The following is a 12,670-nucleotide window of genomic DNA, read 5'->3' as shown; positions in this document are numbered from 1 at the left end:
ATCTTCCGCGTCATCCTGGGAGCATCGCACGATGGCCCGCGCGAAGCCAGGAGGGCTCCCATCGCACGCGCGTTCGATCAGCCGCTGGCGCCGCCCCCCGCGCCCGCGATGTCGGTCGAGGCGTAGTGTCTCATCTCCTGGATGCGCTCATAGAACGGCTTCACCTTGGCGAAGAAGGACGGGAACGACGCCGCCTTGCGAAACCCCTGGAGGTGGCCCTCCAGCGAGTCCCAGCGGATGCGGACGACGAAGCTCGCCGGATCCTCGATGCACCGGGAGATCTCGTAGTCGAGGCAATGCTCGGAGCCGCGCAGCTCCGCGGCTGCGTCGCGATAAGCGGACAGGAACGCCTGCTCTTGGTCCGCGGGGATGGCGTAGCGAATGTACTCGATGATCATGGCAGCTCCCTGGGTCGGGTGGCCGGGGGCGCTCCGTGCGGCGGCGCGCGCCGTCCGGAGAGCAGGGATACGCGACGGCGGCCCTGCCGTCGAATCGACAGTCGGAGCGGCCGGCCATCGATGGTGTCTATGGACCGGCGTGCTATCCATCGAGCATGCGCCTGCAGTCGGTGGACACCCACCTCGTCGTCGCCTTGCATGCTCTGCTCCAGGAGAAGAGCGTCACGCGCGCCGCGCGCCGCGTCGGCGTGACGCAGCCCTCGATGAGCCACGCGCTCTCACGGCTTCGCGCCCATTTCGGGGACCCGTTGCTCGTCCAGGTCGGCAGGCGGATGACGTTGAGCGAGCGAGCGCGGGACCTCTTGCCGAGAGCGGCGGAGGCCGTCGAGCGTCTCGAGCAGGTCTTCAGCCCGGCCGAGCGGTTTGATCCGCGGCGCTCCAGGCGCACGTTCCGGCTCGTCGCGACCGACAACCTCGAGCTGCTCGTGCTGCCGGCCTTGGCCCGGCTCCTCGCCGCGGAGGCGCCGCAGGTCGACGCGCGGTGCCGCAACATCCCGGCGGATTTCGCCGAGCTCCTGCGCTCCGGCGAGCTCGACGGCAAGCTGGGGCGGGGCGGGCCGGTGCCCGACGGGTGTCGGTCCACGATGCTCGCGGCCGAGCGGCTCGTCTGCGTGATGCGGCGAGGCCACCCGGCGTCCCGGAAGCCGCTCACGGCGGCGCGCTACGCTGCCTGTGAGCACCTGATGGTCTCGCCGCATGGGGAGGATCACGGGGTCATCGATGGTGAGCTGGCAGCGCGGGGGCTGCGCCGGCGGGTGACCCTGACGGTGTCTCATTTCCTCGTCGCTCCGTTCATCATCTCCGGCTCCGACCTGCTGCTCACCGTGTCCGCGCGGGTCGCCGAAGCCGTGGCTTCGAAGCTCGACCTGGTGGTGCGGCCGTGTCCGGTCGAGATTGCGGGCTACGCGCTGACGCTCGTCTGGGCGGAGCGCTCCGAGCGCGATGAAGGGCACCGCTGGCTTCGCGCCGCCATTGCGAGGGCCGTCGCCTGCGAGCCGGTCGCGGGCCCGGGCGCGTCCGGCTGAGGATCGGCGCGAGCTGCGCCGGGCGCTGGTCCAGGTCGGGGCGTGATGGGGCCGGCCTGCCACGCGGCGTGGGCCTGCGATGACACGTGCCTCGAGCGCGGCGCGGGTTTTTCGGGGCGTGCTCTGCGGCACGGGCCGTGCTCCTCCGGGCCGGCATGCCGTGCACGCGAGCCGCTGCGCTGATCGCTCTGGTGACGCTGACTTCCGGCTGTGCCGCCCGGTCGCGGCCCGGTTCTCCCGTTCCGATCGAGATCCCGGTCGCGCATGCCCAGCGCACGGCCGAAGCCCAGGCGGCCGGGAACGCGGCGCCCGGCGGGGTGGTCCTGGTCTGGGGCAGCGCGGGCGACGGAGCGCCGCGGACGTGGCATATCGCCGAGGGCGGCGCGGTGATCCGCGAGGAGCCTGGGATCGTCGTGGCGACCCGGCGAGGGGAGTGGCGCTGGGAAACGCGCGAGGAGCAGGTGGCGACGTCGGCCTGCGAGATGGGGCTCGGGGAGATGCGCGAGCCGGGCGAGGGCACGGCGATCCGCGCGGCGCTCGTGCTCCGCGCGAAGGGCGAGCGCCAGGAGGTGATCTCGCCGCCCGATGGGGACGAGAGCAACGAGATCCACCACACGGCCGCGCTGATCGGGAGCGTGGGGCCGTATCTGTTCATCGAGGAGCGGACGTACACCGACCTGTGCGGGGCGCACGGCTTCGAGGGCGCGGCGTTCGTGGCGTGGGACGCGGAGCGGCGCGCGGCCGTCGATCTGCTCGCCGAGGTGCGCGGCGTGTCCGCGCTGCAGAGCGCGGCCGAGGCGCTGCTCGACGAGGGCGAGGACGGCGCAGGGGCCGCAGGGCAGGAGCGGGATGCACCGGAGCTCGTGCAGATCGCGCCAGCCTACGACGAGCGGGGGGCGCTCGGGCTGACGGCGCAGCTCGCGCGATCCGCCTGCTACGCGTGCAGCGATGGGGCGTGGAGCTCGTACTCGCGCTCGGCGGTGGTGCCGGTCGAGAGGACGCCGGCGCGCCTCGCGGCGTGGGCGTCGCCGCCGCCCGACGTGCGGGCGTTTCTGGAGCAAACGCCGGGGGTCAGGCTCGGTGGATGGTCGCGGGCCGGCCGAGAGGAGTGAGCTGGGACTACCCGACCGGACTGACTACCCACCCAGGTTGGCGCTGGCGAACCACCCGACCCAGGTTGAGGACTACCCACCCAGGTTGGCGCTGACGAACCACCAACCAAACCACCCGACCCAACCACCCGACCCAGGTTGAGGACTACCCACCCAGGTTGGCGACTACGCAGGTTGGCGACTACGACTACTACTGCCCGACCCAGGTTGGCGCAGCCCCCATGGGTTGGGCTATGTCGCGCGCCGACTCAGAGTGGCGGAAACTGGCGGAAAACCGCTGCCGCCACCCATGCAGCGGTGCAAGTCCTCGAAATGATTCATGCCCACTCATGGCGCGGCGTTTGTATCTGCGCTCGGCCATGAGCCAGCCTCGCCAAATCGCTCCAGGGGCGACCTACCTACTCACCCGCCGGGTCATGCGTCGGCACTTCCTGTTGCGCCCCGATGCGGCCATCAACCAGCTGTTAGTCTACGCCCTCGCGGTATCGGCTCGCCGCTACGGCATCGAGGTTCATGCCCTTTGCGCGATGTCAACACATCTGCACTTGGTCGTGACCGATGTGCAGGGCGTGCTGCCGCGCTTCTTGCAATTTTACCATCGGCTGGTCGCACTGGGCACCAAGGTGCTGCGGCAATGGGAAGGGCCGGTATGGGACCATGAGGCCACGAGCGTAGTACAGCTCGTGACGCAGGCCGCCGTGGTAGAGAAGATCGCCTACGTGCTCGCGAACCCTGTGGCTGCTGGCCTGGTTCGGCACGCGAGCGAATGGCCGGGCGTCAAGGTGGATGTGGGTGACCTCGGTCGTGGTGTGCTGCACGCGCTGCGCCCGTCCGCATATCTCGATCCAAAGAATCCGCAGTGGGTCGAGCAAGCGACACTCCCGCTCGCGCTGCCGCCTACCATCGAGCAGGAGAACGCGGAGGCCTTTCGCCAGCAGGTCGCGGCCGAGCTTGAGCGCCAGGAAGCTCAGGCCCATGCAGAGGCGGAGCAACAAGGCCGCCGCTTTGGAGGCGCCGAGCAAGCCAGCGAGATCTCCCCGTACGAGCGAGCCACGAGCTTCGAGGAGCGCGGTGCACGCAATCCAACGTTCGCCGTGGGCCGCAACCAGGGCGACGCTTGGCGAACCGCTACGGCCGCCATACGTGCGTTCCGCGTATCCTACCGCACGGCGCTTAGACAGTGGTGTGCTGGCGTGCGCAATGTCCTATTCCCGGTGGGGACGTGGTGGATGCGCACGTTCCACGGTGCCCGGGTGAACGACGTGGCGCTTGCGGCGTAGAACGGCGACCGGGAGCAACAGCGAGACGGGCAGGGACGGCGTTGCGTTGACGCGTTGTGGTGCGGCCATGCCCCTGTCGGTGAGGCGGGGGTGGCCGGCGGATGCTCTGCGCGCATCACGCGCCTGGCGTGCACATGTTATACCGGGCAGCAACCCGCAGCCTGGGTCGGAGGTCGCCGCAGATCGCCGCAACCCGCGCAGATCGCACACACAGCTCGCAACCCGGGTCAGGTCGCCCAATCCGGGTCAGGTTGCTCAACAGGTCGTAACCCGGGTCAGGTTGCCCTGCCGCCCTCCGTTAGAGCAGGTCGTCCAGTTCGTCCATCGCCTGGGAGAGGTCCTCGCTCATCTCCTTCAGCCTCTCGCGGTCCTTCTCCAGGAGCACGGTCTGTGCGGCGCGCGCCTTGTCTCCGAGCTTGCGCGCCGCGAGCACGTTCTCGAGCAGATACCGCCGCTCAGTCGCGCCGAGCGTCGCGAACGCGCGCCGCAGGATCGGCAACGTGTCTTTGAAGCGCTCCGGCGCGATCCCCCCGAGGAACGCGTCGAGCGCCTCAACCACGGTCCGGCTCTTGACGAGCACCAGCGCGTTCACCTCGAGGAAGCCGGCCAGGAACGACGCCGCCGGCTCGGGCGGAGCCGCGCCCCCGAGCCGCAGACCGACCACCCGCGCCACCTCCGTGTCGTCGATCGCCTGCGCCAGGTAAAGCAGCCCGCAGGCGAAGCCGGACGCCGTCGGGTTCACCGCGTCGCTGTCCACGAGCCCCCGCGCCGCGGCGAGCCACGCCGCGCGGTCGACGATCGGCTGCGACAGCGCCACGTCGTGCAGCGTGCGCAGCGCCTCCTTGGCCGTGGCGACCGCCTCGTCGCTGCCCGTGCAACCCCCGTGCACGCGCATCACCGCGCGCGCGAACGTCTTCTCGAGCATCGGCGCGATCACCCCGTCGCCGAGCGACGACAGCGACCGGGACGACCCGAACGACGCGAGCCCCGCGAAGGCGCGGCACGCCCGGGCGAGCGACGGCAGATCGCTGTCGCCCGCGGCGAACTGGTCGCACGCCCTGAGCGCTGCGGCCACCGCGCGGGCGCTCGACGCCAGCACCCCGTTCAGCAGCACGTCGGCGGCCTCGCCGGTCGTGTGGCACGCCGCGAGGTCCTCCTCGAGCAGCCGCGTCGCCACCTGCTCCAGCGTGTCGCCGAGGACGATCTTCTCGACCAGCGCAACGTCGGTGGCCGGCGTCCACTGCGCCTCCCACGTCTCGCTGAGCTGCCCGAGCAGCTCGTCGGGCGGCGTCTCCTGGGTTGCCTGGCCGCCGCGCCGCCTCGCCCCGCCGCCGGTGCGCCGCGCCCCGGCGTAGGCCGCGTAGGGGATCTTGGCGATGCGGAGCCGGTGCAGGAGCACGCTCGTGCCGACCTCAACCTGGTTGGTGAGCGACAGCCGGAACGACTCGGGTGCGTCCGTGGCGGGGAGCCTGCGCTCGCGCACCTCGCGCCAGAACTCCTCCTGGAGCGAGTTCTTCCCGATGCCGCTGCCGACGCGACCCACGTTGCGCCCGATGACCGCCGGCCAGAGAAATCCGTCCACGTGCGTCGCGTCGCCGCGGCACATCGTCGCGATCGTCGCCTCGCGCACCTCGTCGAGGCCCGGCTCCGCCTTGCCGCGGAGCTCGGCGAGCGTGACCGCGAGGCGGAACGCCTCGATCGTGTCGGCGAGCGAGGCCATGAATCCGCGGAGGCGGAGGTGCTCGGTGAAATCGATCAGCACCTCGAGCGTCGCGCGCCGGAAGTCGCCGCCCGCGTCGTGCGCGCGCTGGTAGTACTGCGGCGCCCTGTTGCCCGCGCCGTAGCCGAGCTGCTCGGAGAGCCGCGGGAAGCTGAAGGGGATGAGCGTCACGGCGCACGGCACCGGCGCCGGCAGCCGCGCCTCCAGCGCGGGATCCACGTCGCGCGCCGCGAACGCCGCCGCGTGCGCCGCGCCGAGCACGGCCGCGACCTCGTGCGGGGCGAGGTCCGGCCCCATGCGCTCGAGCAGGCACCGCGCCATGTACGCGTCGCGCGCCCGGTGGACCAGCCGGTCCCCGTCGCCGCGCGCGAGGTCCGCGTACGCGAGGAGCGCCTCGCGGAACGACCTCGGGTCGTAGCGGGGCGCCTCGAACGAGGCCTCCCAGAACTCCTCGAACGTGCGGAAGCCCCGGGCCCGCGCGCACGCGTCCGCGCACGCGTCGTAGATGCTCTCCTGCTCCCCTTCCGCGGACGCCGGCGCATCGCCGCCGTCCTCGCCGTCCTCGCCGCCGCCGCCGTCGTCCGCGCGCCCGCCGCCCTCCGCGTCGCTCTCCCGCTCGTGGCCGCCGGGATCCTCGACGTCGTCGTGGCCGACCATGGCGCCCTCGAACGGCGCGAGCGTCATGCCGACGGGGACGTCGATCAGCTCGACGCGGACGCCGTGCTCGAAGGCCCATTTCACCGCGACGTACTCGGGCGAGTAGGCGGCGAACGGCCACAGCGACGACGCGGGCGTCCCGTCGGTGCGGTAGCCGAGGATCGCGACGGGCGGGACGGTCTTCGGGTCGACGAGCGCCTCGAGCAGCGGCGTCGCGTCGCTCGGGCCCTCGACGAAGATCGCCTTCGGGCGCACCTCGTCGAGGTAGGCGCGCAGCGTCGCGCTGGAGCGCGGCGAGTGGTGGCGCACCGGGAAGAGGTGGACGGCGGCGAGCCGGGCCAGGTCCATCGGGGCTCCTTCAGGGCGCGAGGCGCTTCTTGGCGGAGGCGTAGAACTCCTTCCAGAGCCCGGCGCGCCCCTTGGCGACGGTCTCGCAGTACTCGCGCACCGCCTTGAGGTCGTCGCCGCCCTCCTTGCTCACGGCGCCGAGCAGCGATCGCGACAGGTCGTCGGCGGTCACCTTCCCGGTGCCGAAGTGCTGCGCGAGGATGCCGCTGTTGAAGAGCACGCTGATGGCCTCGGCGGTCGACAGGACGGACCCTGGCGTCTTCACCTTGGTCTTGCCGTCCTTGGTGACGCCGGCGCGGAGCTCCTGGAACAGCGTCACGAGCAGCTTCGCGAGCTCGGCCGGCGGCTCGACGCCGACCTGGTAATCGCCGCGGAGCTCGGCCTCGCGCTTCTGCACGATGCGGATCTCCTGCTCGAGGTCGTCGACGACCGGGACGGTGATGAAGTTGAAGCGGCGCTTGAGCGCGGCGCTCATCTCGTTGACGCCGCGGTCGCGGGTGTTCGCGGTGGCGATGAGGTTGAAGCCGCGCTGGGCGGGGACCACCTGGTCGAGCTCCGGGACGGCGATCTGCTTCTCGGACAGGATGGAGATCAGCGCGTCCTGGATCTCGGACGAGGTGCGGGTGATCTCCTCGAAGCGCGCGAACCGCCCGTCGCGCATGGCGCGGAGGATGGGCGACGGCACGAGCGCCTTCTGCGACGGCCCTTCGGCGAGGAGCAGCGCGTAGTTCCAGCCGTATTTGACGTGCTCCTCGCTGGTGCCTGCGGTCCCCTGGACGACGAGCGCGCTCGTCCCGCTGATGGCCGCCGAGAAGTGCTCGGAGAGCCAGCTCTTCGCGGTGCCCGGCTCGCCGACCAGCATGAGGGCGCGGTCGGAGGCGAGCGTCGCGAGGGCGACCTGCACGAGGGCGCGATCGCCGATGTACTTGGGGGTGATCGCGACGCCGCCGACGGGCTTGTCGCTCCCGAGGATGTAGGTCTCCACGGCCCTCGGCGAGAGGCGCCACCCGGGCGGCCTCGGCGCCGTGTCCTCGGCGGCGAGGGCGGCGAGCTCGTGGGCGTACTTGGTCTCGGCGGGCTGGCGGAGGTCGCTCATGGGCGGGGGAGAGGCTACCGCAGAACGGGGCGGAGAGAGAGAACGACACGAGCGGATTCGCTCTCCTGGCGGGCCGGCGGGGCCCGGCGGGCTTCCAGGGCGGGCGGTGCTCTCGATGACTCCGGTTCAGCCGACCGCGCCTCGCTGAGGGCTGCCGTGCGCGCCTCTGGCCAGTCAATGCGACGACACGGAGCCGCGGGACGCACGGAGAAGGTGCTGTGGAGCGGATCGCGAGCTGCACGGCGAGGCGCTCCGCGTGCCGGAGACGATAACGTGCTTGCCATGAGCGCGACTTGACGCCGCGTCTGCTCGTACGGGATCTCGCCTTTACCCGGCGAAGGTTGCACCGACGGTGGCGCAACGATGGGAGGGCCGGCGGGAGGCAGCGGAACATGAGGCGCAAGCGCCGTGGACGAGGCACGTGGGTCGAGGTGAGCGTCGCGGTCGTTCTCGCCGGCGGTTGCGCAGCTGCCTGCGGCGCCGATCCGGGACACGACCCTCCCGGCAAGGGCGGAGGCGGCGCCGGCGGGGCAGATACGGGCGGCGAAGGCGGCGCCGGCGGGGCAGATACGGGCGGCGGAGGCGGCGCCGTCGCGGATGCGACGGGAGGCGGTGGGGCCGGCGTGGACGCGACGGGCGGCGGTGGGGCCGGCACGGGTGGTGCGGGCGCCGGGACGCTGGCTGCACCTCGGAGCTGCGGCTCAGGAGAGCTGGCGATGGAGGCGCCGTGTGGAGACGAGCGCATCAGCTGCTGCGACAGCAGGTTTGTTCCGGGCGGCACGGTCCGGCAGAGAACGGTGAGCAGCTTTCTCCTGGACACGTACGAGGTGACGGTGGGGCGGTTTCGCGCGTTCGTCGAGGCGGGACAGGGGACGCGGGCGAGCGCACCCGAGGTCGACGCGGGGCAGCACCCGAAGATCCCGGGGAGCGGCTGGTCTGCCGACTGGAACGGCTGGTTCAAAGAGGACACCGCGGCGCTCAAGGCCGCGCTCCGCTGCGGTTCGGAGTCTGGCGTGGAGTCTGCGCAGGCGACGTGGACCGATGCGGCCGGGCCCAACGAGGACCTGCCGATGAACTGCATCACGTGGCCAGAGGCATTCGCGTTCTGCGTGTGGGACGGGGGGCGTCTCCCCACAACCGCGGAGCTGATCTATGCGGCCGTCGGCGGCGACGAGGAGCGGGAATACCCGTGGGGCCAGGGGCTGGATCCGAGCTACGCGAGCTACGACTGCCTCGGGGATGGGAGCCCCGCGCGCGAGTGCGCGTTGAGCGACATCCTCCCTGTCGGATCGAAGCCGGCGGGAGCTGGGCGATGGGGACACCAGGATCTCAGCGGAGGCCTGGCGGAATTCACGCGGGACTGGTCGGGCGAGCTCCCGGTTCCGTGCGTCGACTGTGCCATTCTGGAGAGGCCGTCGACGGGCGCTTACCTGATAACCCACGGCGGGAACTATCAGCAGAGCGAGGTATTCCAGCGGGCGGCGTGGACCGGTATCTACCGAAGCCCGGGTCGCGAATCCGGGTTCGGGGTCCGGTGCGCGAGGACCCCGCCACCCGCGGAGTGAGAGAGCAGATGTGGAGCGCTCAGGTGCGCCGCTCGAAGGCGAGCTTGACGCCCATGCCGATCATCATCGCGCCGCTCGTCCGGTACACGCCGGTGAGCGCCCGCGGGCGCGCGGACACGGCGCCGGCGAAGTAGCCGACCAGACCGCAGCCGATGATGTAGAGCGTCGCGAGCGCAAGGGCGCCGCAGGTCGCGCATAAGCCACATCGGTACATGAGCCGAGTCAACACCCGGGCGGCAGACGCTGGCCCCTCTGGCCCGCCTCTCGTGCGCGGTGGTGCGGTGTCGCACCGATGGCCAGCTCTGCGCGTGCTCGACGCCGCCCTCCAGAGCGCCCGCCGCCCCTGCGGCCCCGTGACGACCCACCGTGACATGTCACGGATCAGCGTGACATGCGGCCGTGGCATGTCACGGATCAGCGTGACGACTCCCCTCTCGTAACGGAGGAAGCTCGGCGCCCTAAGCGTGACGGAGCACACCAAGATCGCCTGCGCGCTGCTGCGGCGCGCAGCGACGCTGGCGTGTGCGCGCTGCCCACGAATCCGCGCTCAAAGCGCAGTTGCATCGCGGCCAACGGTCCCTCGGGCGGACCATGAACATCTCGCTTGGCGACCGTCGGCGCGAAGCGCCGGATCTCCGCGCACCTCCGACGGAGGCGTTGGCACGGCGTTTGATTGTACGTCCTCGCATCACCCGCGAGACGGTCGACAGGACGCTCACGCGCCTGCGTAGACACCTCGCGCCGTGCATCAAGCGCCCGAGATCACGCGAGCGGCAGGTCGAACCTGCCATTGCCATTTCACTTCATCGAAAAGGACTTATCCATGCTCAAAGCCAATCGCGCGTTCACCGCCTTGCCGCTCATCGCCGCCGCATGCATGGCGTCTGCGTGTGCCGCGGATGTCGCGTACGACGAGAGCGAAGCCGACGAGTCGTCGACCCTCGATCCGATCGGAAGCTCGAGCGAGGCGCTCGTGCGCATCGGCGGCGATCGATTCTGGTATGAAGGCAAGGTCTTCTATCGCTTCGACTCCAGCATGGACAGCCCCGCGAAAACTGCGGTGCTGGCCGCCCTCGACAAGATGAGCAAGCGATTGCCCATCGTCTTCCTTCCGTGGACGGATCCAGGGGGCGTGTACAACTACATCAACTTCCGCCGAGATACCGGCAGCACTGGGGGTAGCTCCGAAGAGGTCGGCATGGATGGCGGCTCGCAGGACGTCACGTTCTTCAGCACGCCGAGCGAGACTACCGTGACCCACGAGGTCCTGCACGCGATCGGCCTGCACCACGAGCAGCAGCGCGTGGATCGCAACACGTACGTCACCGTCCGCGGCGCGTGCATCGACGGAGACCACTGGTACCCAGACTACGCCATCATCGGCAACGACGACTCCATCACGTCGGGCGTCTACGATTTCGAGAGCATCATGCATTACACCACGGGGACGTGGTGCGCCAGCAATGCGCCGAGCTCGTGCACGATACCGAACCCCTTCGGCGGCACCCTTTGCGCCACGGTGACGAGGAAGAACGGTGCTCCGATCTTCGGCGGCGGCATAATGTCTCGCGAGGACGTCAATTCAATTTACTACATGTACTCCAAGCCGTTTGACGCGGCGCTCGTCACGGACACCGTGGGTGCGTCGGTCGCCGTCGGCGATTTCGACGGCGACGGCTACTCCGACGTCGCGGTCGGCGTGCCGAGCAGGACACCGGGAAGCGTCTCATACACAGGCGAAGTCCGTGTCTACAAGGGCACGAGCCGGGGACTTTATGCCTGGCAGACCATCACCCAGGCCGACGTCGGCTGGAGCTCCACGTCATTCGATCACTTCGGGTGGTCGCTGGCTGCGGCGAACATCGACGGCGACAGCATGAACACGGCGGAGCTCGTCATCGGTGCGCCTTACCATGACACCGATGGCGTTGTGGACTCGGGGGCGGTCGCCGTGGTGCGCTCCGATGGGTTCGGCAAGCTGAAAGCCTGGCGCACGTACACCCAGAAGACCCAAGGCGCCGACGTCGTGCGCGCCAACGCCCGGTTCGGCGAGTCCGTCGCTCTGGGCCGCATCGCCAGGCCGCTCGACTCGGCGGGCAACCCCGAGCCGGACTGGGGCCTGACCGTGGCCATCGGCGCGCCGGGCACGGACTCGAACCGCGGGGCCGTGTTCTTGTACGGCCAGCAGGGCGACACGTCTCGGCGCTGGACGCACAAAATCGCAGGATCGGCCGTCGGAGACAAGTTCGGCAGCGCGCTCGCCATGGGAAGCCTCGAGACGAGCACCAGGGTCGATCTCGTCGTCGGCTCGCCCGCCGCCAACACCGATCGCGGCAAGGTCGATATCTTCTTCGCCAACCCCCCGGGCGTGTTCAGCTCCGCATCGGCGCCGATGGTCAGCCTCTCGCAAAGCCTGGCCGCCCCCACCACCGACACGCGCGCCTTCGGCGCGTCGCTCGCCATCGGCAATCTCCGCGGAGACCCGACCACCGGCGACGATGGCATCAACATCGTCATCGGCGCACCGAAGACGCGGAGCAGCGCCGGCGAGGTGTACATCTACCAGCAACAGGCGTTCGCGAGCGATCCGCATGCCTTCTACCGCTCGCAGACGATCCAGCAGAACGAGACGCCCGAGGCGGGGGACGAATTCGGCTTCGCGCTGGCGGTGGCCAACGTGGACCCGTCGACGCCGCACGACGAGCTCATGATCGGCGCCCCCGGGGAGAACAGCGATGAGGGGAGCATCTCGGTCTTCCGCCGCTCGGGCGTCGGCCTCCAGTCGTTCCAGTTCTTGCGGCAGAGCAACATCCCGGACGAGACCAACAAAGTTAACAGCAACTTCGGCTACGCGCTCGCCGCAGGCAGCATCAACGGCCTCGGCGACAGCCTCGTGACCAGCGATGATTTCAAGAACAACCCGGCCGGGCACATCCCCGACGTGGTGGTCGGCAGCCCAGGGTCGCAAGGCCGGGGCATCAGCCTCTTCTTCGGCAAGAACACCGTTGGGCTCGAGGGCAAAGACAAGTACTGATGACATGCGCTGGCTGTAAGGTCTGACACACGCGGCCTCGCGACGCGGTTGATGGATCGTCCCCGTCATCCGCGAGCCGCGAGGCCGCTTCTCGCCAGAGGACCGCGACCGAAGCGGAAGGGTGCTCCTCGACGAGGCTGCACCGCGCACGAAGACGAGCGCGACGGCGCCACCGACCTGCGCCAACGACATCACAGCGCCACCTCCCGCGGCGACCTGGGACCCTCCGGCGAGCGCGCGCACGAGCCTCGGCGACGGCATCGTCCTGCCCGTCTACGCACGCATCGACTGGGCTTCCCTCATCCGCCGCGTCTCTTTGGACGATGTGCTCGCGTGGCCGTGCGGTAGGCGCCGGCGGGTCGCCGCCGACATCTC

The 12,670-nt window shown here is 70.2% G+C and carries 9 protein-coding genes; 5 read left to right on the top strand and 4 right to left on the bottom strand.

Features of this window, described 5'->3' with window-relative positions; genetic code table 11:
• Nucleotides 1-77: 77 nt before the first annotated feature.
• Entirely contained in the window at nt 78-398 is a 321-nt protein-coding gene (locus tag NQZ70_RS45240; protein WP_129579766.1) for a putative quinol monooxygenase, read from the bottom strand.
• A 155-nt stretch (nt 399-553) separates the two neighbouring features.
• Here NQZ70_RS45240 and NQZ70_RS45235 point away from each other — a divergent pair, with 155 nt between their 5' ends.
• The 3 genes from NQZ70_RS45235 to NQZ70_RS45225 all read left to right on the top strand — a co-directional run bounded on the left by NQZ70_RS45235 (nt 554) and on the right by NQZ70_RS45225 (nt 3,875).
• Nucleotides 554-1,483, top strand: coding sequence for a LysR family transcriptional regulator (locus NQZ70_RS45235; protein WP_129579765.1), 930 nt, complete (start codon nt 554-556; stop codon nt 1,481-1,483).
• Between the two features lie 191 nt (nt 1,484-1,674).
• Complete coding sequence (locus NQZ70_RS45230; RefSeq protein ID WP_237244642.1) at nt 1,675-2,595, top strand: hypothetical protein; 921 nt, start codon at nt 1,675-1,677, stop codon at nt 2,593-2,595.
• 359 nt (nt 2,596-2,954) lie between these two features.
• Nucleotides 2,955-3,875, top strand: coding sequence for a transposase (locus NQZ70_RS45225; protein WP_129581964.1), 921 nt, complete (start codon nt 2,955-2,957; stop codon nt 3,873-3,875).
• A 298-nt stretch (nt 3,876-4,173) separates the two neighbouring features.
• On the opposite strand, the gene NQZ70_RS45220 is transcribed toward NQZ70_RS45225, so the two are convergent.
• Together NQZ70_RS45220 and NQZ70_RS45215 are read right to left on the bottom strand one after the other, a co-directional pair.
• Complete coding sequence (locus NQZ70_RS45220; RefSeq protein ID WP_129579763.1) at nt 4,174-6,600, bottom strand: DUF5682 family protein; 2,427 nt, start codon at nt 6,598-6,600, stop codon at nt 4,174-4,176.
• A gap of 10 nt (nt 6,601-6,610) precedes the next feature.
• Entirely contained in the window at nt 6,611-7,696 is a 1,086-nt protein-coding gene (locus NQZ70_RS45215) for an AAA family ATPase (protein ID WP_129579762.1), read from the bottom strand.
• A gap of 392 nt (nt 7,697-8,088) precedes the next feature.
• Here NQZ70_RS45215 and NQZ70_RS45210 point away from each other — a divergent pair, with 392 nt between their 5' ends.
• The gene (locus NQZ70_RS45210) at nt 8,089-9,261 is read left to right on the top strand and encodes an SUMF1/EgtB/PvdO family nonheme iron enzyme (RefSeq protein WP_237244641.1); all 1,173 of its coding nucleotides are present in this window, start codon (nt 8,089-8,091) and stop codon (nt 9,259-9,261) included.
• 19 nt (nt 9,262-9,280) lie between these two features.
• On the opposite strand, the gene NQZ70_RS45205 is transcribed toward NQZ70_RS45210, so the two are convergent.
• Nucleotides 9,281-9,475 carry a hypothetical protein gene (locus tag NQZ70_RS45205; protein ID WP_207217643.1) on the bottom strand — a complete coding sequence of 65 codons (195 nt, stop codon included), beginning with the start codon at nt 9,473-9,475 and terminating at the stop codon, nt 9,281-9,283.
• A gap of 609 nt (nt 9,476-10,084) precedes the next feature.
• Between NQZ70_RS45205 and NQZ70_RS45200 the strand changes: the two genes are divergently transcribed.
• Nucleotides 10,085-12,295, top strand: coding sequence for a M12 family metallopeptidase (locus tag NQZ70_RS45200; RefSeq protein ID WP_129579761.1), 2,211 nt, complete (start codon nt 10,085-10,087; stop codon nt 12,293-12,295).
• Nucleotides 12,296-12,670 lie beyond the last annotated feature (375 nt).

Origin of the sequence: Sorangium sp. So ce836 (genome assembly GCF_028553905.1) — a bacterium.
Taxonomy (GTDB): Bacteria; Myxococcota_A; Polyangia; order Polyangiales; family Polyangiaceae; genus Sorangium; species Sorangium cellulosum_D.
This window is presented reverse-complemented; position numbering and strand designations above follow the sequence as displayed.

Coding starts and splice junctions, on each gene's coding strand:
- NQZ70_RS45210 (WP_237244641.1), top strand. CDS start 8,089: ATGAGGCGCAAGCGCCGTGGACGAGGCACGTGGGTCGAGGTGAGCGTC.
- NQZ70_RS45225 (WP_129581964.1), top strand. CDS start 2,955: ATGAGCCAGCCTCGCCAAATCGCTCCAGGGGCGACCTACCTACTCACC.
- NQZ70_RS45205 (WP_207217643.1), bottom strand. CDS start 9,475: ATGTACCGATGTGGCTTATGCGCGACCTGCGGCGCCCTTGCGCTCGCG.
- NQZ70_RS45215 (WP_129579762.1), bottom strand. CDS start 7,696: ATGAGCGACCTCCGCCAGCCCGCCGAGACCAAGTACGCCCACGAGCTC.
- NQZ70_RS45240 (WP_129579766.1), bottom strand. CDS start 398: ATGATCATCGAGTACATTCGCTACGCCATCCCCGCGGACCAAGAGCAG.
- NQZ70_RS45220 (WP_129579763.1), bottom strand. CDS start 6,600: ATGGACCTGGCCCGGCTCGCCGCCGTCCACCTCTTCCCGGTGCGCCAC.
- NQZ70_RS45200 (WP_129579761.1), top strand. CDS start 10,085: ATGCTCAAAGCCAATCGCGCGTTCACCGCCTTGCCGCTCATCGCCGCC.
- NQZ70_RS45235 (WP_129579765.1), top strand. CDS start 554: ATGCGCCTGCAGTCGGTGGACACCCACCTCGTCGTCGCCTTGCATGCT.